This window comes from Opitutia bacterium ISCC 52, from assembly GCA_014529675.2.
In the GTDB taxonomy this organism is placed as follows: Bacteria; Verrucomicrobiota; Verrucomicrobiia; order Opitutales; family UBA2995; genus UBA2995.
The window spans coordinates 885792-911940 of sequence record CP076040.1 but is presented as its reverse complement, the minus strand read 5'-3'; the positions used below and the strand labels follow the sequence as shown (position 1 = coordinate 911940).

The 26149-nt window shown below is 49.4% G+C and carries 16 protein-coding genes; 8 read left to right on the top strand and 8 right to left on the bottom strand.

The window, feature by feature from the left end; translation table 11 throughout:
* Window positions 1–50: 50 nt before the first annotated feature.
* Both GA003_03950 and GA003_03945 read left to right on the top strand, forming a co-directional pair.
* A complete protein-coding gene (locus GA003_03950; GenBank protein ID QXD29138.1) occupies window positions 51–3770 on the top strand; it encodes a TonB-dependent receptor plug domain-containing protein in 3720 nt (1239 codons plus the stop codon).
* A gap of 114 nt (window positions 3771–3884) precedes the next feature.
* Window positions 3885–4754, top strand: a complete 870-nt coding sequence (locus tag GA003_03945) for a hypothetical protein (protein ID QXD29137.1) — start codon at window positions 3885–3887, stop codon at window positions 4752–4754.
* 158 nt (window positions 4755–4912) lie between these two features.
* Here the strand turns inward: GA003_03945 and GA003_03940 are convergent, their stop codons facing one another.
* Window positions 4913–6694, bottom strand: a complete 1782-nt coding sequence (locus GA003_03940; protein QXD29136.1) for an arylsulfatase — start codon at window positions 6692–6694, stop codon at window positions 4913–4915.
* A gap of 238 nt (window positions 6695–6932) precedes the next feature.
* Between GA003_03940 and GA003_03935 the strand changes: the two genes are divergently transcribed.
* From GA003_03935 to fucU, 4 genes are all read left to right on the top strand, one after another.
* Entirely contained in the window at window positions 6933–7817 is an 885-nt protein-coding gene (locus GA003_03935) for an AraC family transcriptional regulator (GenBank protein QXD29135.1), read from the top strand.
* 94 nt (window positions 7818–7911) lie between these two features.
* The gene (locus GA003_03930; GenBank protein ID QXD29134.1) at window positions 7912–8955 is read left to right on the top strand and encodes an aldo/keto reductase; all 1044 of its coding nucleotides are present in this window, start codon (window positions 7912–7914) and stop codon (window positions 8953–8955) included.
* Window positions 8956–9104: 149 nt separating this feature from the next.
* Window positions 9105–10181 carry a zinc-binding dehydrogenase gene (locus GA003_03925; protein ID QXD29133.1) on the top strand — a complete coding sequence of 359 codons (1077 nt, stop codon included), beginning with the start codon at window positions 9105–9107 and terminating at the stop codon, window positions 10179–10181.
* A gap of 18 nt (window positions 10182–10199) precedes the next feature.
* On the top strand, window positions 10200–10631 hold the full coding sequence (gene fucU / locus GA003_03920; protein QXD29132.1) for an L-fucose mutarotase: 432 nt from the start codon (window positions 10200–10202) through the stop codon (window positions 10629–10631).
* 384 nt (window positions 10632–11015) lie between these two features.
* Here fucU and garL read toward each other — a convergent pair whose 3' ends face one another.
* Together garL and GA003_03910 are read right to left on the bottom strand one after the other, a co-directional pair.
* Complete coding sequence (gene garL, locus GA003_03915; protein ID QXD29131.1) at window positions 11016–11792, bottom strand: 2-dehydro-3-deoxyglucarate aldolase; 777 nt, start codon at window positions 11790–11792, stop codon at window positions 11016–11018.
* 161 nt (window positions 11793–11953) lie between these two features.
* Window positions 11954–13699 carry a dihydroxy-acid dehydratase gene (locus tag GA003_03910; GenBank protein QXD29130.1) on the bottom strand — a complete coding sequence of 582 codons (1746 nt, stop codon included), beginning with the start codon at window positions 13697–13699 and terminating at the stop codon, window positions 11954–11956.
* A 158-nt stretch (window positions 13700–13857) separates the two neighbouring features.
* On the opposite strand from GA003_03910, the gene GA003_03905 reads away from it, so the two are divergent.
* Together GA003_03905 and GA003_03900 are read left to right on the top strand one after the other, a co-directional pair.
* Complete coding sequence (locus tag GA003_03905) at window positions 13858–16455, top strand: DUF1553 domain-containing protein (protein ID QXD29129.1); 2598 nt, start codon at window positions 13858–13860, stop codon at window positions 16453–16455.
* Between the two features lie 32 nt (window positions 16456–16487).
* Entirely contained in the window at window positions 16488–17921 is a 1434-nt protein-coding gene (locus GA003_03900) for a DUF1501 domain-containing protein (GenBank protein QXD30334.1), read from the top strand.
* A gap of 83 nt (window positions 17922–18004) precedes the next feature.
* Here the strand turns inward: GA003_03900 and GA003_03895 are convergent, their stop codons facing one another.
* From GA003_03895 to GA003_03875, 5 genes are all read right to left on the bottom strand, one after another.
* Window positions 18005–19348 (bottom strand): PQQ-like beta-propeller repeat protein, encoded by a 1344-nt coding sequence (locus GA003_03895; GenBank protein QXD29128.1) that lies wholly within the window; start codon window positions 19346–19348, stop codon window positions 18005–18007.
* A 23-nt stretch (window positions 19349–19371) separates the two neighbouring features.
* Window positions 19372–20709: a PQQ-like beta-propeller repeat protein gene (locus GA003_03890; GenBank protein QXD29127.1), complete on the bottom strand. Its 1338-nt coding sequence runs from the start codon at window positions 20707–20709 to the stop codon at window positions 19372–19374.
* A 15-nt stretch (window positions 20710–20724) separates the two neighbouring features.
* On the bottom strand, window positions 20725–22071 hold the full coding sequence (locus tag GA003_03885; protein ID QXD29126.1) for a PQQ-like beta-propeller repeat protein: 1347 nt from the start codon (window positions 22069–22071) through the stop codon (window positions 20725–20727).
* A 62-nt stretch (window positions 22072–22133) separates the two neighbouring features.
* Entirely contained in the window at window positions 22134–25415 is a 3282-nt protein-coding gene (locus GA003_03880) for an ABC transporter permease (protein QXD29125.1), read from the bottom strand.
* Between the two features lie 2 nt (window positions 25416–25417).
* Window positions 25418–26089, bottom strand: coding sequence for an ABC transporter ATP-binding protein (locus GA003_03875; protein QXD29124.1), 672 nt, complete (start codon window positions 26087–26089; stop codon window positions 25418–25420).
* Window positions 26090–26149: the final 60 nt, after the last annotated feature.

Genomic DNA, 26149 nt, shown 5'->3' with positions numbered 1-26149 from the left:
TTTATTTGAATTCTAAATTCTCAAGACAACTACACTTTCGCAGACAATATATGAACAGAATAACTACGTACCTAAAGTGGCCATTGGCCCATTTGCGGCTCGAATACTTGTTTTTGGTATTCGGCCTGACGATTCTCCCAGTCGCAGTACAAGCGCAAGAGGATGACGATGAAGACAATACCTACGAGCTCGATCCATTTTCAATCGAAGAAGGAAGTGACTCAGGTTATTATGCGTCTACAACCTTAGCGGGTGGACGCATTCAACAAAGCCTGAAAGACACCGGCGCTGCCGTGCAGGTTGTCACAGCTGAATTCATGGAAGACATCGGTGCATCTGACATCGAAGAGCTTCTTCAATACACCACCAGTTCGGAAGTCGCCGGTATTCTCGGAAACTTCACCGGATCTGACGAAGGTGATTCAGGAGCTGTCAGCACCGGTCAGGCTCGCCGCGATCCCGATGGCACTGCCCGTATTCGTGGTATTGCTGCTCCGGATAGAACCCGTAACTTCTTCGTTACCGACATTCCATTTAACACCTATAATACTGAGCGTGTAGATATTAACCGTGGAGCGAACTCCTTCCTATTTGGCCTAGGTTCTCCTGCCGGTCTATTGAATAACGCTCTAAGCAAGGCTCGTTTCGTGAACTCTGGTGAACTTCGCGTTCGTATTTCAAATGGTGAATCTCACAAATTGTTTAACGACAATCCAAGCACGCAGACATCGTTCAAACTGAACCGCGTTCTGATTGAAGATAAACTGGCAATCCACGTCGCTCTCTTGCAAGACCGCCAAATCTACCGTCAGAAACCCACTTATAAAGATGATGACCGTGTTTATGGTTCCATGACCTTCCAACCATTTGGAGATAGCCGCACCGTTTTGCGCGCTCACTTCGAAACCGGTGAAATTATCGGTAATGCGCCGGACGTTCTACTTCCACAGGAAAACTTATCCACCTACCTGGATACGCCTGCCATCTTCGATTCCGTCTTCACTGGACGACAAGGTCGGACCTGGAACCAAGAAGGACCGAATAACAATGCTCGAAGAGGTTACCGTTCATTAAGTGAAGAAGAACAAGCCCAGTATGCAGCTGAAGGCTTCTGGTGGCCACGTGGACAAGGTTCTCCACTTACCTACAGAAACATCCGCTGGGGTGCCGGTGCTTATGGATTCATCTTCGATGGAACCAATGGACGCGACGCGACCATATCCCATACCGACCAACTCCAAGGTGCGGTATTCCAAAGACGCCGCAGCAACAAAAACGAAGTGCCCAACTTTTTCAACGAAGTGGCCAATCGTGACGGAGGCCGCTTCCAGGGAGCTGCCCAAGGCGTCTACCCCGGTAACTTGGGGGAAATCAAAGGAGCTGGTTGGATTGACCAAGGTTTCATCAATCTGGACACATTTGATTTCAGCCGTGCGAATATCGGATGGGACAATGACTTCTATGCCCGCGAGTTCTTCAACTACAATGTCTCTCTCGAGCAGACCTTGTGGGAAGGGAAAGCCGGTTTCGAGCTGGTCTACAACTTTGAGGATATTTTCCGCAACAGTTACACGGCGCTTAATGGTGGTAACTCGGTTATCACTCTAGACACGAATCGTGCGCTCCCATTACCAGAAGATATCAATTACATCGAGTCAGGGAACTATAACCCAAAACCCAATCCGAACTTTGGTCGCCCGGTTATTATGACCAAATCAGGAAGACGCACCAACGATGACGTGCGCGAAGCGGTTCGCTTTACCGGATTCTTCAAACACGACTTCACAGATCATGTTGATGGCCAATTGGGGAAAATCCTGGGTAACCACACGTTGACCATCCTGGCTGACAATTACCTGCACAAGGAATCAGTGATTAACTACCAATATAATTCCTTCGGTAATCCAGATCCCGCATTGCACATTGGTCCGGCCAACGCCCGTCAAAGTGCCAACAATGCTCGTAACGTGCCCAACATGGTTTATATTGGCCCTCCACAGTTGAACGCAGCTTCAGATGGTTGGGACCTATCAGACTTCACCCTTTATCCCGCTGACTACGACCTACGTGGAACGCTGGGCCGGACCTTCGAGAAAGTGGCCTGGAACCTCGGTCCTGATGCCACACCTGAGGCGGTTGCGGAGGATGGCGGTGTTTACCGCAGAAACGGGAACGAACAATTCCTGATCCACGAGTGGGGACCTTTGGAAGTTCCAACTAAGAATTACCGAAAACAAGAAACCACCGTTGAGTCTACAGCTATCAACACCCAATCCAAATTCTTTGATAACATCTTGGTTACTAACCTGGGTTACCGCGAAGACCGGGTTGAAAACTGGTTGAACACAGAAGCGAATCTTCTTGGTCCGGATGAAATCTCCGACCTCTCTAGGGAGAATTGGCTACCAGAGGATGGTCAATTCACGCTGACCAAGGAATCTATCTTCGGTTACGGTGGAGTGCTTTACGTTCCACAAGACTGGCTGCCCTTCAAGAACGTAGTGGATGACATCACCTTCCACTACAACTTGAGTGATAACTTCATTCCCCAAACCGAGCGGGTTGATCAATACCGCCGACCAGTAGCTTCGCCAACTGGAACCAGTAAAGACTGGGGAATCAGTGCCTACCTGATGGACAACAAGATTGTTGCTCGTTTGAATTGGTTTGAGTCGAACATGAAGAATGCCACCAGTAACCAGTCTGGTACCTTCAATCGGAACATGGTTCGTATCTTCCAGTGGTGGGGACGTATCAACCGCGACCTCTTTGACACTGCGGATGAACAACCCGACGGCACTTGGACCATCAAACCTGACGTGGTTGCTGATGCAATTGAGATCGATCCAGAAACCGGGCTCGACACCGAATTCGGACTTCCATTGGAAGAAGCAATCGCGGCAACTTGGCCGAATCTAGAAGATGCATCTAAAGGAAGAGTCGCGTTCGACCCATATCTTAATGATCCACTGCTCAATGACGCGTTCAACGTTCGCTACCTCCCTGACGGTGACGTCAACGTCCAGTGGGCTGGAACCATTACCGATACCCAAGATGTATACGCCGAAGGTTTTGAGGCAGAAATCATTCTCAACCCAGTAGACGGCTGGCGAATCTCATTCAATGCGGCTCAACAACAAGTGGTTCAAACCAACATCGCTCCTCGTTTGACCGAATTGGTGAATGACCTCTGGTTGCCATACATAGCAGAGTTCGGACACCTCGATTGGTCAGCTCCGCTCGAAGCGGTTAATGGCGCAACCATTACCGACCAAGTTGGCGACCGTCTGGTAGAATACTTCTTCCAAAAAGGACTCGAAGGTATTCCCACTCCAGAAGTTCGTGAGTGGAGATTTAACATGGTAACCAACTACCAGTTCCGCGAAGGCTTCCTGAAGGGATTCTCAGTAGGTGGTGCCATTCGTTGGCAGGATGGCATCTCTGGTGGATATCCAATCGAGGTTGTTCCATTCAGCGATTTCGGAATCGATACAAACCGTGTCTCTGGACTCAACCCAACCGGTGGCGTAGTGAGACCTGATCCGTTTAACCCATACTTCACAGAAAGCGAAGTTTCTTATGACATGTCATTGGGCTACCGCAAGAAGTTCGGCAATATCGATTGGAGAACTCAGATCAACATTCGTAACCTCCAAAACTGGAGCAGTAACGAAGTATACATACTGAGATACCAGCCGGATGGATCTCCCGCTCGCGCGAGATTCCAACCTCCTAGAACGATCATGTGGACCAACACATTCCGTTTCTAAAGGAATTTTAAATTCAACAAAAAATAGCCAACTTTACGTTGGCTATTTTTTTTGTACTGATTGAACTACCTAACTCATAAATAGATACGTAACCCTGCCCCCCTCAAACTACCTATGGAAATTAAAGAATTACTCCCAATATGCCTTGGAGCCACTATGATGATTGGTTTTATGGGCACCTCCCAGGCTGCTTCCAATCGAGTAGCGATCAAAGCAGAAGCCGATTTAGATTTCCTAAAGGAGCGCGAAAAAGACGGCACGGAAAAACCGATGTCCTATCAGGTCGCCAAAGGTAAATTCTACCGCGGCGGCATGAACGACAAGCGCATGCAAACCTTCACCTTCGAGGATATAGTCACCGACATGGCTCAACACTTGCAAAAGCAAAAATTCTACCCCCACCAGGGAGAAGGCACTGGAGACATGCTCATCGTCGTCCATTACGGTGTAACAGAATATGAAGAATCAATCATGGAGCTCATGGGGTATACTTCAGAAGAGGAAATGGGATTAGGGGGCGACTTCGATTTCGAAGGAATTGCGCCCGATGGAGCAGGTATGAATGCCGTCGCTGATTTAGGGTTTAACCAAACCACTAGCCAGACACTGAGTAACTCTAATAGAAAATCCATGGGCCATAAAGCCCAACTCCTGGGCATGGAAGAAGCCTTTGGCTTTTACACTAACAACCAGGACAAGTACGAACTCCAGAGCATGCTGGATGAGGAACGTTATTTTGTCATCTTGATGGCTTATGATATTGCTTCGATGAAGCAAAAAGATCCCAAGCTACTCTGGACAACACGCTACAGTATCCGAGCCATTGGCCAAAACTTTGACGATGCCATGAAAGGCATGAATGCGATCGCTGGTGACTACTTTGGTAAAAGCTTCAAAGGCCTTAACCTAAAACGCCTGCAGGACGACAGTAGCGTAGAGATCGGTGACATCGAGGTTATCGGAGAGGCTGAAGAAAAAGAATAAGCTCAATCCCAAGGTGGCTTAGATTCGATCACCTCAGAAGCAATCCTTCTTAATCTTACCAGGACGATTCCTCCGCTCCTTCCAGCTCACTAATTTAAACAAACGGCCCAGTGGAAATCCACTGGGCCGTTTTTTCAGGAAATATAATTCAGTGAAATTTACAACTTCTCGACGACTACGTAGTAAGCTCCCACTTGTTCGCCATCCGTGGTATCGAACCAGGCTTCGATGAAGGTCTCACCGGCCGGGAGGCGCATATTAAAAGTAGTTCCCTCGCCCTTACCTGCACTGCTTTCACGCAATTCATCGCCCACTTTAATGGTGGCGGTTTTGAACTTCAGACTTTTTCCAGGGGTCTCGCGGAAAGCAGTCAATCCGGGAACGGGTTTCCCTGGAGCTAAGGAAGCATCCAAATTTAATCCTGTTTCCTTAGGCCAGCGACGCAGTGTCAATTTATAGTCCCCTGCTTCAACAAACTTAACCGCCCACTTTCCAGCGTGTCCAAATCCAAGCTTTCCACCTCGAATCGCACTCTGGTGCCAGGGAACAGGATTGGATGTCAACCAATCGTGAGCGGTCAACTGAGATGGATTTTCAGCCGGGTGACCCAGAGAAATCGTAGAGAATTTCTTGAAAGCTGGTTGAAGGCTTGTCCACCAAGCGTCGTAGTCTGCGCGGAGCTTTTTAACCACCTTGGGATGCTTTGCTGCAACATCGGTTTTTTGACTGGCATCGTTGTCCATGTCGTAAAGTTCAGTTCCGTTAATCAGGCGCCAACGCTGAGTCATGGTGCTGCTGGATTTCCATTTTATAGGATGCAGAACCCGCTGAGAATCCGTGATAATAGTGCGATCCGGCCACGGGGTCGGTGTATCGAACAACAAAGGAACGAGTGAGCGACCATCCAAAGCATAGTCCATAGGAAGTCGAAGTCCGCAAAGATCAGCCAAAGTCGGAAGCATATCGATATGGGCGCTCAGCTCGTTGATGTCACGGCCTTTACTAAAGCCGCCCGCCGGCCAATGAATAAACATCGGCACTCGGTGACCTCCTTCGTACTGACTACCCTTTTTTCCACGCATACCGGAATTGAAGATGTTTTCTCCGGAAGCGGTACCATTGTCGGTGGTGAAGATAAAGATGGTGTTCTCTGTCAGTCCCTTCTTTTCGAGAAACTCACGCATCTCAGACACATTCTCGTCAATGTTTTCGATCATGCCAAAGAAGATGGCTTCACGCTCGGAAATGCCCTCTTTCAAGTAATGCTTCCAATACTTCTCCTCGGCATGAAACGGACTATGTGGCGCATTCGTGCAGATATAAGCAAAGAACGGCTTCTCCTCCTTCACACTGTCGGCAATAAACTCTTTAGCTGTGTCAAAATAGACATCCGAGCAATAGCCTTCATATTTCTCGGGCACACCATTGTGAAAGTAGGTATCATCAAAGTAGGAGTTGTCCCAGAAATCGGGTGTCTGCCCTACTCCTCCGCCACCATGACGAACCACTTCCTGAAATCCACGGTCTTCAGGTCGGTAAGGATAATTATCTCCCAGGTGCCATTTACCAAACATGCCAGTGGCATACCCGGAATCCTCAAACACCTCACCCAAAGTCGCTTCTCCCTCAAAGAGCATGGAACGTCCCATGATCGTATGCCAAGGCCCCGCTCGGTTGGTATAGTGGCCACTTAGAAGCGCTCCCCGAGTAGGCGCGCAGGTCGGAGTCACATGATAGTTGGTCAGCCGAATACTCTCTCCATGAAGCACGTCCAAAGCTGGAGTCTTTAGAATAGGATTTCCATGAGCACTGATATCACCATAGCCCTGGTCATCGGTGATGATTAGCACCACGTTGGGTGGCTGGTCTGCTGCAGTAGCCGCTACAGCAAAGGCTGAGGCAATCAGAAGAAAGGCGAAAAGGGAACGAATCCAAGTCATAGATAGGGTGTTTTTGAGTTTGAGAATAGTTGCCTAGAATGGATACAGACAGCCACTAGGCATAGACAAATCAATTATGAGGAAATTCTTTGAGTCGCCTTTTTTGAGATTATGTAACCTGTAAATATCCATTCATTCCATTTATTTTGGCGTTTTTAATCGATTAAGAATCTCAATGATGGATATACATGACCATACGCACACTGCGCTCTTGATTTAATATAAAACCAGGCCACCTATGAACGACTCAATGCAGGACAAACAACGGCCATCGTTCATTTCTAATCAGGTCAAAGAAGGTGACTACTTTTTCCTAAATTTAAGTCCCTCTCCACAAAGTGAATTGGTGGTGGTGGCCGGAGGCTCAGAACGCTGCGAGTCCAACTATTCTGTCGAACGCAATCAATTTGGATACTATGGAATTGAGTTCATTGCCCAGGGTAGCTGCCAGGTTACGCTGGAAGGGAAAACACATGACCTTAAAGCAGGCGCCGTTTTCTGCTACGGGCCCAATACTTCTCACAGAATTCAGAATAAAGGAGAGGAACAGCTCGTGAAGTTCTTCATAGATCTCCAAGGAACCAAAGTCCCTGAACTACTTTGGGAAACATTCCTAAAAGAACTCACCCCTCACCAGATTGCGCAATACCGATGGATTCATGACATATTCCGTCAACTACAAGACGGCGGAAAAAAGGGAGGCGACAATGTGCAGAGGATTTGCCAGTTGCTTATCGAACTACTCATCGAGCGCATCCACCAACTCTCCTATGTACCCGAGGGAAACATGAGCCTGGCTTACGCCACCTACGAACGCTGTCGCTCCTACCTCAATAACAACTTCAGCAATCTCAAGAGTATCAACGACCTTGCCAGCCAATGTAATGTGAGTAGCGCTTACCTGGCTAGACTTTTTAAACGCTACACCAACACCCCACCCTCAAGCCTTCTCTTACACTATAAGATGAATTACGCAGCCGAACTTTTAATGGCTGGAAATCATCTGGTAAAGGAAGTGGCCGACAAGGTTGGTATCGATGACCATTACTACTTCTCCCGTTCCTTTAAACAATTCTTTGGCGTCTCCCCTAAAAACTTCACAGCTACCCTCAATCGCAGTTAACTATACCTGAAGAGCTAAACAGATCAGATATCTCCATGCATCAGCCGTACCGCACAATCCACTACTGCGGAAAAAAAGTTTAAACTAACCCTCCATGCAAAATTCATCCAAGCTTTCTCAACCTTCTGCATTGCAAGCTGTAGATCCTTCTGCAGTTCCATTTCGCAAACTGGCATCCGGTGACAACATGCCCGCCATCGGCCTGGGCACCTTTGGCTCCGATCATGTAACAAATGATGAGATTGCAGAGGCCGTCGATAAGGCCATCGAGATCGGCTACCGGCACATCGACTGCGCCTCTGTCTATGGTAATGAGCCAGAAATCGGAACCGTTTTTCAAAAACGTTTTGAAAGTGGATTTTCAAGAGAGGACCTATGGATTACCTCCAAGGTATGGAACGATATGCATGGAGAAGACAATGTCATAGAGTCCTGTAAACAAAGCCTGCGAAATCTGCACATCGACTACTTGGACCTTTACCTGGTTCATTGGCCTTTCCCCAACTTTCACCCGAAGGGCTGCGATGTCTCATCGAGATCCCCCGAAGCCAAACCTTTCATCCTGGAAAGTTTCATGAACACCTGGCGTGGCATGGAAACCCTGGTCGATGAAGGACTGGTAAGGAATATTGGAACTTCAAACGTCACTCAGGCAAAGCTGGAGAAGATTCTACCTGAAACACGTATCAGTCCCGCGGTGAATGAGATGGAGTTACATCCGCACTTTCAACAAACGGACCTGTTCGAGTATGTGAAGGGCCAAGGGATTCAACCAATTGGCTTCTGCCCCATAGGGTCACCGGCCCGTCCGGAGCGTGATCGCACTCCAGAGGACACTTCACCCACTGAGGATCCCGTTATTCAGGAAATAGCCTCAGCCCATGGAATCCATCCCGCCACACTCTGTGTCAAATGGGCAGAGCAACGAGGACAAGTGCCCATTCCCTTTTCCACAAATCCACGTAATATGTTTAGCAACATTCACAGTTTGACGACCGATCCCTTGAGTGATGAAGAAATGAAGCTCATCGAATCCAGGGATCGCAATTGTCGGCTCATCAAAGGCCAGGTGTTCCTATGGAAGGAAAACCAAACCTGGGAAGACCTGTGGGATGTGGATGGCAAGATCGCCCAGTAAGCACTCTTTGAAACATGGTTCAAAAGCCTCACAAATTAACTACACGCGGCGGTGCGGGAACGCACTCACCCTACCCTTAAAATCCTACCGTGAACGGTAGGGCCATTGCGTCCTCGCAATGCCGCTTCTACAAACCTATTACTTCACAGATGACTAGTTTAGCAGACGTTATGCAAGGAGCGGTGCTTCCAGGAGATAGCACCACGGAGTTGAAAGAATTTGAGGTGCCAGAACCTGGGCATGGAGAAGTGCTTATTCGAACGAAGGCATCGACCATATGTGGTTCCGACATTCGGTGCATTTACCACGAGCACCTGGGCAAGGGACCGGAAGGCTATCAAGGAGTTATCGCCGGCCACGAACCCTGCGGTCAGATAGCCAAGGTGGGTCCCGGTTGTCGCCAGTTTAAAAAAAATGATCGAGTCATTGTGTATCATATTTCTGGATGCGGCGTATGTAACGACTGTCGCCGCGGCTACATGATCTCTTGCACCAACGAGACTTACCGCCGCGCCTACGGTTGGCAGCGCGATGGAGGCATGGCTCCTTACATGATCGCCGAAGAGAAAGACTTGATCGCCCTACCTGATGAGCTCAGCTATGTGGATGGTGCCCAGGTCGCCTGTGGTTTCGGTACGGTTTATGAAGGCTTGGAAAAAATTGGAATCAGCGGAAACGATGCCGTTCTTATCACTGGACTCGGTCCCGTTGGCCTTGCCTCAGCCATGCTCAGTCGAGCGCTTGGCGCCAAGCAGATCATTGGCATCGATGTGATCGAAGAACGGATGGAACTCGCCAAGGAGTTGGGGCTCTGTGACCAGGTCCTCAAAGCAGGCCCGGAAAATGTAGCCGAAGTGAAGGCTCTCACTGGAGGCCATGGTGTCGAACGCGCAGTCGATTGTTCCGCCAATGACAAAGCACGAACGACCGCCGTTCAAGCCACACGCAAATGGGGTAAGATCGTCCTTATCGGCGAAGGTGGCAGCATGAATATTAATCCGTCACCGGACATGATTCATGACCAGAAAACACTCTATGGCTCTTGGGTCACCTCTACCTGGAAAATGGAAGAACTGGTCGAACGTCTGGTGCGTTGGAACATTCACCCTGCTGACTTGGTAACGCACAGGTTCTCCCTGGAAAATGTGGGAGGCGCTTACTCATTGATGGCCTCAGGCAAATGCGGCAAAGTAGCAGTTTGCTTTGACGAAGAACTTATCGATTAAATTTCACCCATCCCAATTATGCTCATCGGAATATCACCAGTCATCAGTCCAGAGTTGCTCAATGCCATTTACCGAATGGGACATGGCGACGAAATTGTTTTAGCTGACGCACACTTTCCAGGGGAAACGTTCAATGGAAACGTAATTCGTGCCGATGGTTTAAAAGTTGCCACCCTACTTGAAGGCATCATGCCCTTGTTCATTCTCGATCAATACGTCGACAACCCCTTTGCCATGATGGCAGCCGTCGAAGGCGATGAGCTGGATCCAAGTGTTGAAGAAGGATATCTTCAAGCCATACACAAAAGCTGGCCGAAAACCTCAGCCGCTGAACGCGTAGAGCGCTTCGCTTTCTATGAACGCGCAAAAAGCGCCTATGCCGTGGTGATGACCGGAGAAACAGCGAAGTATGGTAATATCATCCTAAAGAAGGGTGTGACGCCCTGCTAGGAGTTCCTCTTCCTCTTAAAAGGATATCGATAACGGCTCGAGGGTGAAGTCGGCTTCGCCTCGGTACGGCGATCGAGCCCTACCATTTCAGCAACCACGGTATAAAAATGTAGGAGAGGAGCTGTTATTCTTCGCTTCGCTTGTTGAAGTGTCTTCACTTCGTTCATCGGTAGCTCCCGAATTGAATAGCCCTAGACCCACCAGATCGGGAGCAAGCTCCTCTCCTACACTTTATCAGTTTCTCCAGTGTAGGAGCGGGTTGATTGGAGAAACTGAGGAGGATCTGTTACAGGAATAGCGCGATAGAAACTTCCAACTTCTTCCATCAAGAAACTTGTGTATAAAGCTCTAGCAAGATGCCTGTGATACTTTTTTGAAGGTAAACTACTCCTTAAATTTCTTCCGAAGTTCCAGGGTCGCATTCTTTAAAATACCGAGGTCGGCTCCAACAGATACAAAGCTGATGCCCATTTCTAAGTACTTTCGGGCATGCTCCTCGACGGGAGCAAGAATACCAACTGCCGTGTTCGTTGCTTTTCCGACATCAACAATATGCTGCATGGCTTCCTGAACTTCCGGGTGCATGGGATTTCCAAAATGACCTAAGGCGACGGAAAGATCTGAAGGTCCTATGAACAGGCCGTCCACGCCTTCTACCTTTGCGATGGCCTCCACGTTATCGAGTCCTTTCTGACTCTCAATTTGCACAAGAACGGTGATGTTATCGTTTATCGTGGCATGGTAGTCGGGCACATAACCGTATTTGTTTCCTCTCTGAGATAAGGATACTCCACGGATCCCTTGAGGCGGATATCGAGTAGCCGCCACTACCGCTTCTGCTTCTTCAGCAGATTCGATGAATGGAAAGAGGAAATTAAAAAACCCACTATCCAGTAAGCGTTTAATAATCACAGGCTCTGCCCACTGTGGACGAACAATCGGAGCACTCGGGCTATCTTTGAACGCCATCAGTTGAGCGACAAAACTTTGGATATCGTTAGGCGCGTGCTCACCATCGATAAGCAGCCAATCAAACCCAGCCTGCCCGAGTATCTCGGCGCTATAGGGATTGGCCAGGCCGCACCAACAGCCGATTAAAGTTTTACAAGCGATCATATCCTGACGGAATTGATTCGGAAGAGGATTGTAGGGTTCTGTCATAATTTAATGGGGTAAGAGGTAATAGGAGACGAACAACGGGCATTTTCAGTGTTCGCAAAGATTGAGCAAAACCGAACACCGTCCCAGTTAAAACGATTCTTAGGTGTATGCAAAAAACTAGTCATTCTATTCCCTTTGCTCAATCTGGTAACCGCTAAAAATCAGTGGATTTCGGGATCGGGGATAGGAGCCGTGCCAGCGAGGAAGTCGAAGTCACAGCCCAGATCAGCTTGTTGAATATGCTCGGAATAAAGACGTCCGTATCCCCGTGCGTATTTGGGTTCCGGTGCGACGTAGTTTGATCGCCGCTTTTCGAGTTCCTCGTCGCTCACCAACATGTCGAGGGATCGGGCTTCCACATCCAGCTTGATCTCATCACCGGTTTGAAGGAGTGCCAAGGGCCCACCAACAAAGGACTCGGGCGCCACGTGGAGTACACAGGCGCCATAGCTGGTACCACTCATTCGAGCATCAGAGATTCGTAGCATATCGCGGACCCCCTTTTCCAACAACTTTTGCGGAATCGGTAGCTGACCCCATTCGGGCATTCCTGCTCCGACCGGACCGGCATTGCGCAAAACGATTACGGAGTTCTCATCGACCTCCAGGTCCGGGTCATCGATCTGGCCCTGCATCTCATCATAGCTATCAAAGACAATCACCTTACCGGTGTGCTTGTGCAGATGCGCCTCAGCTGCCACGGGCTTCATAACCGCACCGTTGGGCGCAAGATTACCGCGAAGCACAACCAGGCTTCCTGAAGGAGCACAGGGAGCCTCCAATGAATGAATCACCTCCGAGTTGTGCACTTTGGCGCCGGCAATGTTTTCGCCGAGTGATTTCCCATTCACTGTTATGCAATCGGTATGCAGGAGAGGACGAATTTGCTCTAACATGGCTTCGAGCCCACCCGCATAATAAAAGTCTTCCATGAGGAAATCTCCAGCTGGTCGCATATTGGCAACCACTGGCACCTTGGCAGAGAGCTCATCAAATCGCTCCATACTCAGATTCACCCCCGCTCGCCTGGCCATGGCGATCAAGTGGATAACGGCATTAGTCGATCCACTCAGTGCAAGTACGGTGGTAATCGCGTTATCAAATGACTCGGCCGTAAGAATGTCACTGGGTGTTAGATCTTCCCACACCATATCCACAATGCGCCGACCTACATTGGTCGCCATTTGTGAGTGACGTGAATCCACCGCTGGAATCGAGGATGCTCCTGGAAGCGTAAATCCCAAAGCATCTACCGCACTCATCATGGTAGCTGCAGTCCCCATGGTCATGCAGGTGCCGGCCGAACGAGCGATGCCCGATTCGATACCACGCCATTCGCACTCGTTGATTTTACCCGCGCGCAAATCAGCCCAGTATTTCCAGATATCGGTACCACTCCCTAAGATCTTGCCGCAGTAGTCCCCACGAAGCATCGCTCCCGCCGGCATATAGATGGCCGGCAAATTCATACTCGCCGCACCCATGAGAAGCGCTGGCGTCGTTTTATCACACCCGCCCATCAGCACAACGCCGTCTGCAGGATGAGCTCGGACCTGCTCTTCCGCTTCCATGGCCAACAGATTCCGATACATCATGGTAGTCGGCTTCATGAAGTTTTCGGAAAGCGAAATAGCCGGTAGCTCTACCGGGAAACCACCTGCTTGCCAGATGCCTCGCTTAATCTCTTCCGCCCGATTCTTGAAATGGGTATGACACGGATTGATGTCGTTCCAGGTATTGAGAATGGCGATTACCGGTTTCCCAGCATAATCTTCCCGGCTATAACCCATCTGAGCTGAGCGCGACCGGTGCCCAAATGAGCGTAGATCATTGACCCCATACCAGTGATGGCTGCGTAGTTCTTCGGGGCTTTTTCGTGGTTTAGGAGAGTCGTCTGAATTTTTCACTTTATGGTAACGTTCATTCCAACCCCTTTTCCATCAGGCTGGAAGCCGGAAATTGATTAATTTTGTAACGCATTCAACCATCTACGCTGCAGTTTTGCTGGAAAAATCCTGGAGAACTCACAGAGTAAGGCTGTTTCTACCCAATTAGGTGACACAAGATGCACGTCTCCACCCCAACTAAGAACTATTTTCCTACCGCTACGACCTGGGCGGCCCTGCTAATTTTTGCTCTCATACCAAGCCTCTATTCACAGGTTGGTAAGGAAGTTAAGCACTGGGCCTATGATCCTCCTGCGAATGTTTCGGTGCCAAACGTTTCAGACAAGTCCTGGTCGGAAAACCCGATCGACGCGTTTATTCGCTCTAACTTGGATAAGCAAAAGCTCGATCCGAATCCCCCGGCAGACAAGTTGGTTCTACTCCGTCGAGCCTACTACGACTTGACTGGCCTTCCTCCTACTGAAGAACAAGCGAATGCCTTTTTGACGGATGATTCGCCCAGAGCTTGGGAGAACCTCATCAACCAACTGCTGGATTCTCCTCACTACGGTGAGAAATGGGGTCGCCACTGGCTGGATGCAGCCCGATGGGCTGAATCGAGTGGCTACGAGCGCGATACCGATAAACGCAACATGTGGAGATACCGCGATTACGTCATCAATGCGGTTAACAAAGACAAACCCTACAACGAATTCATCATCGATCAGCTTGCTGGAGACGTGAAGCCAGACGCCGATGCCGAAAGCACCATCGCAACCGGCTTCCTCCACCTGGGAGTCTACGACGATGAGCCAGCTGACGAAGGCCAGTTCTACTACGACTACTACGACGACATCATAAACACCGTCTCACGATCAATGCTGGCGACGAGTATATCCTGCGCCCGCTGCCACGACCACAAGATTGATCCCCTTTCACAAAAAGAATACTACCAATTCTTGTCTCATTTCAAAGCTCTCAAAATTCCCTTTAAAATCCGAAACCAGGATATTTCAACCGTCTCGATTTTTGATTCAGAAAAAGAAACTGAGCTGAGCGACCAATTGGAAACAGGGATTCGCGACATCATGTTGCCTCGGTTGAAAATCTGGCAGGCGGCCAACTACCTTCACACCCGAGTTCCAGGTCAGGATTCAAAGAAAGACCTTTACCCGACCAAGCTCCACTTCGGTTACGTGATGGATGATTGGAATACTGCCTATGGCGATTTGGATAGCATAAAATATTTCTACGAAGGAGCCCTCCCGGATGGGACCATTCACATTAATCCTGACCTGACACAAATCACACCTGCCAAAACAGTTCCGTCCTCTTACGTCATCGAAGGAACCTTTCATCAAAAGGAAGCAGGTCCGAAAACTTTCAATGTTACCATCAACGGGGGCGCTTGGATGTATTTGGGCGATCAACTCGTATTTTCAAAAGTGGGCCTCAATACCATCACCGAAGACTTCACCATTGATCTACATGCCGGCGATCACGATCTGAAACTGATCTTCGGTCGACATACGGGTCTTCAACTCAAACTTGATTTAGTCACTGAAGGTAAACCGGCAAACTGGGTTACCGTTAGTAAGTGGAGTCGCATGAAGGGCGTAGCGAACGCCGTCGTAAGAGAATCCGCAGACAAAGGCGGCGAATGGGGTGCTATTTTAAAAGAAAATCTTAAGTTGGAAAAAGACGCTACAGATGCATTCCAACCCCTACAGAAAACCATGGAGAGCTCCCTGGTAACGGCTGCGTTCAACGAAGGTAGCCCCAAGCCCACGCATGTGCTCTATCGAGGCAACCCACATGCCCCAGGCGAAGAAGTACTACCGGGACTCCCCAATGTATTGGGAAATCAACTACAAGACACAGTAAGCGCCGATACTGACCGCCGTTTGCAACTGGCCCATTGGATTGCCAGTGATACCAATCCACTTACCACGCGCGTAGCGGTAAACCGTATCTGGCAACACCACTTCGGCAGAGGCCTGGTGAGAAGCTCAGATGAATTTGGAGGACTGGGAAGTAAACCTACCCATCCTGAGTTGCTCGATTGGCTGGCAAATGAATTCGTTCGCATTGATTGGACCATGAAACCCCTGCACCGTCTGATCATGACTTCCAAGGCTTATCAGATGTCCTCAGCTCCCAATGAAGAGGCACTGACCAAAGATCCACTCAATGATCACCTGTGGAGATTCGATATGCGAAGACTAACGGCAGAGGAAATTCGCGATTCAGTGCTCATGGTGGCCGATCACTTTAACCCACAGGTAGGTGGCCCCAGCGTTTTTCCCACCTTACCCAAAGAAGTACTGGCAACCGCCTCGAAAGCGGAACAGCGGTGGAAGCTTGAAGCCGGCCCGGAGCATCAAAACCGGAGAAGCATCTATACTTTTACCCGACGCTCACTATTGGACCCGATGATGTCTACCTTTGATTCAGCAGACACAGACACCTCCTGTCCCGTCCGTTTCAATACCACCGTTCCGTCTCAGGCTCTCACCATGATGAATAGCCAGTTTATGGCGGATCATGCGGATCAACTGGCACAAACGTTGGAACCACTCGCCAAAGATGGCTTGGAGCCATTGATCAATGAAGGGTTTACTCGCGTGCTGGGCCGATTACCCGATGCAGAAGAACGCACGACTTCCATCGAGCTGATCCAATCCATGCAATCCGACCACGGCCACGATCTGCCAACCGCGATCAATCGCTTCGCCCTCATGATGCTGAATCTCAACGAATTTGTATTCCTCGACTGATGAAAAACCAACCGAAAAACTTCTGTCGGCGCATGGCTCGCCGTGAATTCCTTTCAACCGTAGGCGGAGGATTCAGCTCCCTCGCACTGACCGGGATGCTGGGTCAGGAAGGATTTTTCAATAGCTTGAATGGGGCCACTGTCACTAATCCACATCAAGGCCCTCTTGCAACTAAGCCCCCCCACTACGCTCCCAAAGCCAAGCGAGTCATCTTTCTCTTCATGTATGGCGGCCCCAGCCATATCGATACCTTCGACTACAAGCCCGAACTTTTCAAATACGATGGAAAGACCATTGAGGTAAAAACCTTTGGTCGCGGCGGAAAGAAAAACGAAGGACGCGTGGTTGGCCCCAAGTGGAATTTCAAACAACACGGCCAATCCGGAGCCTGGGTATCTGACCTCTTTCCTCACGTAGCGACCTGTGTTGACGATATCGCCTTTATCAAATCCATGCAGGCCGACTCACCCATCCATGGGTCAGCCATGTTGATGATGAACTCTGGATCCATCCTGAGTGGCAGTCCCTCCCTCGGATCCTGGATCAATTATGGGCTCGGCACCGTGAATCAGGATCTACCTGGCTACGTGGTCATGCTCGACCATACCGGCGGCCCCATCAGTGGCGCCAAGAACTGGTCCAGTGGATATATGCCCGCCAGTTATCAGGGAACGACCTTCAAGTCCGAAGGCAGCCCCATGCTGGACCTCAAGAGCGTTCAAGGCATGTCGATGACCGAGCAGCAACGTATCATCCAAAGCCTGAACCACCTCAATGAAGGGCACATGGAAAGTCGCTACGACAACACAAACCTGGCAGCCCGCATTGCGAGTTACGAGCTGGCTTACAAAATGCAAAGCACCGCTCCCGAGGCGGTTGAACTGGCACAGGAATCAGAGGAAACCAAACGGCTCTACGGCATCGACGAAGAGCGTACCCAGGAGTTCGGTACTAAATGCCTGCTTGCTAGAAGACTCGTAGAACGGGACGTTCGCTTCATTCAAATTTACTCCGGCGGAGCTCACACCGATTCCAACTGGGATGCCCATGGCGATCTCGAGTTTAACCATAACAAACACGCAGGAAGAACCGACAAACCCATTGCGGGACTCCTTAAAGATTTGAAACGCCGAGGCCTGCTAGAAGAAACACTGGTTGTCTGGGGTGGAGAATTCGGCCGGCAACCCACGGCCGAATACGCCAAGGGCACCGGGCGCGATCACAATTCATTTGGATTCACTATGTGGATGGCCGGCGGAGGCATCAAAGGAGGCATGTCCTTTGGATCAACCGATGAGCTCGGAAACAACGCCGTTGAAAACCCCATGCATGTGCGTCGCCTACACGCCACCATCCTTCATTTGATGGGACTGGATCCGAATCACCTTAGTTTCCTCCATGGAGGACTAGATAAACGCCTGGTCGGCGTTGAAGGTGCGGATTATGTACCGGAGTTGATCGCGTAGGATTGGGTAAAATGAGACGGCGCCCTCGGCGAGGTCGCCCTACCATTTCACCTAAAAAGGTGACACCTTTGGGTGCCGAGCGCTCACTCAATCAACGGCCCGGTACTCGCATTATTCTCAATAGAATAGAGGAAGTTTGCGCCACGGATGATGAGGGAATTCGGGGTAATAGCCGGGGTGGCCCAGATTTGATCTTCTAGATCATTCAGCCTAACTTCTTTGAGCATGGGGCCTGATTCCAAAACGTGGGTAATGCCTTTACCATCGATGCAATAAATGTGGCCATTGTAAGCCCATGGCGAAGACCAAAACTCACGCGCTTTACGCAGATGCTTGCGATAGTAATGCACATCACCGGTAGCTGCATCGTAGCAGTTCACCATACCCGTGCGCCGTTCAAAGGCATAGACATTGCCTTCGTAAAGTAAGGGCGAGGACATAGCGATGTTACCATTGGGATTTTTCCATTCGACGCCATCGTTGGACGTTTGGCCTTCAGCGAGTGAGATGTCGCCCGACGCTCCCGCTCGAATTGAAAACATGAATCCACCGGCGGCTCTCTTCTCATTGGCAATAATCAACCGATCTTCATCTCCCACGGGTGTCGAACTACTGCGTCCACCTTCCATGGAAATCTGCCAATAAAGATCACCCGTCTTGGGATTGTAAGAACGCGTAATGGCCCCTTGCGTAACCAACTCATCACGTAGTTTGTTGCGCCAGATAATGGGAGTACTCCGGTTAGGGCCTTCGTTTCTATTTAGCTTCCAAATTTCCTTTCCTGATATCGCTTCAAATGCAATGAGGTTAGAAAAATCTGCACTGTCGACCTGCATGTAAAGTATACCTTCGTGAACAAGAGGTGAAGTCGCGGTTCCCCACTCGCCATCCATTTCGTAAATGCCGAGATCCTTTTCCCAGGCTAACTCCCCATCAAAGGTGTAAGCGAATAACCCCATGGTGCCAAAGAACACATAAACTAATTCTCCATCGGTTGCCGGAGTCTCAGCTGAATAAGGACTCCCACCGTGAGTGGCTACGTTGGATGGGCCTTGATAGGAGGTCTTTCTCCACAAAACGTTTCCTGTCTCTTTGTCCAGGCAGACGATCTCTAATTTCACAGAAATTCCATGCGGAGTTCGGTATTGTCCGCCTCCTCGAGCGCGCTTTTCCATCTCTTCTTTTTCGAGCGAAGAAACGGTGAGGAAAATTTTATCATCCCAGACGATGGGCGAGGACCAACCCAACCCAGGAGTCGGAATTTTCCATTTCACATTATTCTCAAGATCCCACTCGGTCGGGATCTCGAATCCGGAGATAATTCCAGTCTGATCTCCCCCTCGAAACTGAGGCCAATTCTCAGCATGGGTAACGATTAAGGAACCAAGAAAGACGAGTAAGATAGATATGCGAAGCGACGGGGACATATGGGGCATTGATTGAAAGGGAATTAGTTATAATTCGAAGAATTGAGGTCGACCGCAACCAGTTTCTTATCGTTGCGGGCGAAGATGGCTTTGCGAGCGAATGCGGGATGACTCCATACCACGGGTCGTCCTCCAGTTGAATTGGTAGGCTCAAGAATCTTTTCACGTCCCAATTCCTTGTATCCGTCCGTTGTAATTTCAGCCAAAATCAAATCTCCGGACTCGCTCAATACAAAGTATAAATCCGAGTCACGATGACGCACGAGAAATGCAGTTCCATGGCGCTCGCGTTTATTCACTTCGGCAAGGGCGGGTACTTGCGACTGCCAAAGCCAGCTACCATCTTCTCGATCAATTGCAGTCAATGAACTGGAGTTGCTATCGACTCCGTAAATCGCCTCCGTGTCAAAAATAACAGGGCTGTTCACTGGATAAAACGCATTGCGTGGGTTACCCCGCCAAACCATCTCAACGGCTGGATTCCCTCCACTCTGTTTCAAGTCATAAAGGGCCGCTGCTCCTGGACCCGCCACGAAGAGTTGATTGCCAAGCTTGCGAGGTACTTGGATGGATCCACCCCAACTGGGTTTCAATTCTTCGGTCCAGAACACCTCTCCTGTTTGAGGATCGAGCCCATTCACCGCTTCTGGATGCCACACAATAAGCTGTTCGAGTCCGGCATGCTTGATGATGGTGGGCGGACAGTAACCTTGGCTCGTAGAAGATAGTGCTTTCCATTTATCTTCACCCGAATCCTTATCGAAAGCAACCACAACGCTTCCCTCGCCTCCAACAATGCAGTAGACGGTATCACCATTAACATAAGGGTGAGCAGAAAATCCCCAGACCGGTGTTTCCGCTCCGTACTCCTTAATAAAATCCTTCTTCCAGATAAGGTCTCCATTATCTGCATCGAGAACGGTTAGATTTCCTTCAGCACCTAAGGCGTATACTTTGCCATCGACGACGGTGGGCGTAGAGCGTGGCCCCGAAGGATAGGACATATTATACTGACGATCATACGCATACTTCCAAATCAGTTCGCCCGAGGCGGCATCAATACAGAGAATGCGCTCCTGTCCTTTCAATTCATCGATACTCCCGGGATTATTGTTAATGTCTCCACTCGCGTAGAGATAATCCATGAGATAGACCTTACCCTTGGCGACCGAGGGTCCCCCATAGCCGAGACCGACTTCAAACTCCCAAAGCGTCTTGAGCCCCTCATCAGGAATCGATGAAACAACGCCTTTCTCATTCCAAACATTTTTGCCATTTGGACCCAACCACTTGGGCCAATCTGCCGCCTGTGAAAGAGTCGCAAACCCAAGGCAAAGGACAATGATAATTGTTAGTTTCATAATTGAAGATAGAAATTAATAACTGCTTGAGGAAATGTCGACGGCAATGAGCTTCTTATCGTTCCTTGCGTACATCGTTTTATTTGCAAATGCAGGAGGTCTCCAGACTACACTACGACCCCCAGTAGGATTGGTAGGTTCAAGCACATTTTGCCTCCCGATTTCTCGGTACCCATCCAAAGATAGTTCAGCTATGACCAGGTCCCCGTTTTTACTCATAATATAAAAGGTGTCAGAGCTGCCCAATCGATAGAGAAACGCGGTTCCGTGACGAAGCCGACGTTTAGCATTGGCCCTTAATTCTGGATCAAGTACCGGCTCCTGAGTCATCCAGATTCGACTTCCATCTTCGGGATCCACCGCAATGAGAGAGCTGCTCTCAAGATCGACCCCATAAATGGCATCATCGGCAAAGACAGGCGTGTTATTGAGGGTATACATTGCGGTCTTTGGATTTCCCAGCCAAACCAGTTCAGCATCTGGTTTGTCTTCCGATAGTTTTAACAACGCAGCAGGGCCACCCTGACCAGATGCAAACATCCGACCCTGATTCACTCGTGGCGCCCCTACGGTTAATCCGAGCTTAGGTCGTAAATCCTGCGACCAGTAGGACTGACCGGTAATGGGATTCAGACTATAAAGTCCTTCCGGATGCCATATTATCAACTGATCGACTCCTGCATAGTTCACGATTGAAGGAGGACAATACCCTTGGGAATCAGCGGATAATTTTCTCCAGATCTGCTCACCGGAATCTTTATTAAAGGCAACCGCCGTACTACCAATACCTCCGACAATACAAATGACTCGGTCTTGGTAGATAAGCGGATGAGCAGCATGCCCCCATCGGGGTGTCTCCGCTCCGTAGTCCTTAAAAAAGTCCTTAATCCAAATGAGTGCTCCGGTATCAGCATCCAAGACATTGAGGTTTCCTTCCGCACCCAATGCATAGACTTTTCCATCTGCATATATCGGAGTCGCCCGAGGACCTCCGGGATAGGACATGTGGTAAGGCCGATCATAAGCAAAGGACCAAAGTTCTTTACCTGTTTTAGCATCCAATGCCACAACCCGTTCTTCGCACTGAAGCTCATCATTCCAGCTCGCGCGATTGGTTAATTCACCTTCCGTACGGATGTAATCCATGAAGAACACTTTTCCATCGGCCACAGAGGGACCCGAATACCCCATGTGCACGGGTGCCTCCCAAATGGCTTTTAGTCCACCAGCAGGAATCTCGGTTACTGTTCCAGTTTCATGAAAAACTGAATCCGCGGTAGGACCTAACCAGGACGACCAGTCATCGGCCAAGGTAGATGTCAGGGTAACAACAAAAGATGCAAAATGAATAATACGATTCATTTCTTAGGGAAGTATTTCAGTTATACAAACGAGTAAACAGTGGGGCAAATTCCGAACACACTCTACCGCTCAACGCGGTTTAGACCAACTGCTTGATTCGGAAAGGTACGCTTGAATGCGAGAATCCCACACACCAAATTCAAGACCACGATTCCAGCCAATAATCCCAAGACCAGAATAGCCGTAGGCAGGGCCGGCAGATTCTGCAGGTTCGGCCAGATGGAAATGATGGATGCAACCAAACCAACCAAAAGTCCCCAGTAAACGAGGCGGCTGTATTCTGAGAATACCATACGCCCCAGAATATGCCTGGATATACCAATGGCAGACATGACTGAAAATTCTCCCAATCTCTCCTGAATACTACGAGCGACTACAATGGTCAGCCCCAGGCTTCCAACGAGAACGCCCAGGCTTCCGAGCACATTAAAAATAGCGATGTAGGTATTTTCGATTTCGTGGAAGGACTGTAGTATATCTTTTGTGAGGCCCACTTTAGCTCCTTCATCAGTACCCGCATTTTCGATACTGTTTCTCAAACTCATAATATCCGCTCCAGCTTGAGCATCTACTAAAAATATAGAATACCCGGCATTGGATGGGAACTCCCGCAAAAGGTGTGCTTCATCTACGAGAAGTTGTCCCTGGAAAATCGAATCTTTAATCGTGCCTACTATCTGCACTTCGAAGTCCTGGCCCTTTTCATTCTGATAGGTAAAGGAATCGCCCACCTTCTTTTTCAAGGCCCACATCATGGTTGTTTCATCTACGATAGCCGGAACGGCAGAAGAGGCTGTTAAACTCTTTAGCCCAGCCCAGCCATTTCCGGAAAGGGACTCATCCAACTTCCTTGGACTAAAGGCACTCAGGTTTTCGAATTGCTCTACGTCCACTCCAACCAACTGCGGTTGGGAGGAGGTGTTCAGATTAAAACAGTTAACATTATCACCCGCCCCGATGCGCATAGGAACTACGGACCCAATATCCTGTTTCATCCGATCAAATATTTCAAACCCAGCATCCGATCCATCGCGCGGCAGGTTCTGCGGTGTTGTCGTTTGCAGGAGTAGCGCAAATCCTCCAGTTCCGCTGGTCCGTTCCAACCAATCATCTCCTACATGTTTGCGAAACGAAGCAACCGACAGCACCATGAAGACCGCAGACGCAATCAAACCGACCACGGTCAGACTGCGAGACAACTTGGAGGCGATGTTCAATTTACCCAAATGACCAGCGGTCATCTCACTGGTTTTTTCCGACCTGAGCAATTTTAACAACGAAAGTCGGCTAAGCCCCAATCCAGCTAGCAATAAAGCAAATCCAGCCAAATAAAATGCACCCTGTGCTGGCATTAGAGACCCGGAAGTAAAGACGGCTAACAATCCAACGATGATGCCTCCAACCACTAAAAGCTGTGTTTTCCAGGGCCTTAAAGACGTATCGACTGAGTCCTCTCCACTCGATTTTAATCGGATAGAAAGCGAGCGTTTGGCTTGTCGGCGTAGAGAATACCACAAGGCAGCCAATGAGATGATCAGATAACTAACGATACCCACGGAGACGGTGGTGGAATCGGCGTGAAACACAAAGGTTGAAGCCGATGTCTGTCCGGCCCAAATCGTTTCCAGAAAAGCTAATATGCGTTGCGTATACCAAGCCGCTAGCGGCAATCCCACAATGCTCGCGACCAGCAATAATACAAAGGCTTCGGCCAGGCGCCAACGCATGATCTGCTTGGACCGAATACCGAGAGACCCCAGCAGCGCAGATTCTCGATTTCGCTGGAGAAGACAAAACTGGAAAAGCATAGCGACGAGTCCGAGAGCCGCCAGAATAAGAAAGAAACTCATCCCAATAAAGAGGCCCCCAAAATCAACGGCCGAAGACGCAGAAGCCTGAGCTTGTGAACGAAAGTCTTGAACAATCAATTGATTCATTTCAGGTCGAAGCGCAGCCAGAATCTGCGGAACCAGATTGGCTTCTTCATTCGTTGGAATCCTCAATGCCGTGTAATTTCCCCACTGAGTGGACCAGATATTGAGACCGGCCTCACTGGACATAAACACCTTGGGTGTTCCCCGATGAGCCTCCCAATAATCCTCATCTTTATCACGGATCCGATCCATATCCATGGGTAGACCTGCATCCCAATCACTGGGAACTTCCGCTTCACTGATTCCTGGAAAATCTGGCATCCATGCTTTGTCAGCAGCCAGTCCTTCCATCGGGATGATGGCTCGGAGTGAGTAGGTCGAGGATTGTTCGACCAACAATCCTGATAGGTCAGATTGGAAATAGGTCAGTTCAACGGTATCTCCTGATTCAGCTCCCAGGTCATCAGCCGTCCACTGGTTGATGACCAGTTCATCATCAGCCAGATCATTCGGGAGAAAGGGAACAGAGCTTGTATCCACTGCAGCGCCTATTGAGTAAGGCGTAGAGCGTTCACCAATACGAATACCATTCACCAGGTAAGAGGTAACGGGCTCAGAGTTTTCCAGTTCTTTCAATAAGGACTCACCGATATCACTATCGATAAACACGCGGTCAGATTTTACCTCCCACGCTTGAGCTTCGGACAACCATTCCAGATTTAGTTGGTAATCCAATAAGTCTACTTTCCGTGAGAGAGCCGTCTGAATCGTCTCAACAGAATCTTCCGTTCGAAGAAGCAGTAAGTTAGCTCGATCCTCAAATTCAAATGCCTGTTGCAATACTTCGATGGGCAAAAACACCGACGGCTGAGGAACCTGGGTAGTTTCCAAACTAAAGCGTCCAAACGAACCATCATCTAACACCGTTTCAACCGTGCAGCGAACGCTTTCCAGTGATTGATCCGCTCCAGCAACCGGAGCATTTCCAGCAACAACGCCCGGTTTTTGAAAGCGAACAATGAGCGTATCCCCTTTTCCTATACCCAGTCGTTCAGCGAGTAACACATTGATAGCGACATTCGAGCCCTCGAGATTCAGCTCCGTTGGTGCCGGCGCAAACTTCCAGAAGTCAGAGGTCACCCCGACCAATTGAACTTGATTTGCCGATTCTTGACCTTTGCTCGCCACACCTTTGGCAAACAATACCGGAGTTGCCATCAAGCTTGATTCAGAGTCACTGATCAGATCAGCTGCCAGGGCTTCTCGGAAAAACCGATCTCCACCGGTAATGAGGTGCGTCGTTTGGCCGATGCGATTTTCACCGATTTGCCGCAAGGATTCTTTAACGGAACTCCCAGAGAACAGAGCGCCCAGGAGAACCATGGCACCCAAAACAGCTCCAAGAAATACGCCCAAGTAGGTATAACGAAAATGCCAAAGGCTTTGAAAGATGTATCCGCGTGTGCTCATCTTCAGAAGACCAATCTCCCTCCATCCAGATGGTAGGTCTTTTGCATCTTAGCAGCCAAACCTGGGTTGTGAGTCACCACCACCAATGCGACTCCTTTGCCTTGATTCGATTCGATCAACAAATCTGCAACCCTCTCACCCGTTGCCGGATCCAGAGACCCGGTGGGTTCGTCCGCCAAAATGATCTTGGGCTCATTGATCAGTGACCGTGCAATGGCTACCCGGAGTTGCTCTCCGCCCGATAACTCAGATGGCTTGTGTGTGAGGCGGTCCTTCAGCCCAACCTCTTCCAATAAATTCTCAGCCCGTGCCCGAGTATCTAGCACGGACTCTTCCCAACCGCCAGCCAACCGCGGAACCAACACATTATCCAGAACCGAACACTGCGGCAGCAGGTAGTGAAGCTGAAAAATGAATCCGATCGATCGGTTCCTGAATTGTGCCGTCGAAGCCTCATCCATCTTGGAAATGTCCTGGCCTCCAATTTCAACCTTCCCTGCGCTTGGCGAATCCAAGGCACCCAGTATGTTGAGTAAGGTCGTCTTTCCACTTCCGGATGGACCCACAATCGACACCGCCTCACCTGCAGCTACCTGCAAATCCAGATTATTTAAAACTGATACCTGACCTGCAGGACTATCATAGACTTTGGAAACTCCACTAACGTTGATCATGCTTTTCTTCCCAATTTATGGATGAATAAAGGTAGGGCAACTGCGTCCTCGCAGTGCCGC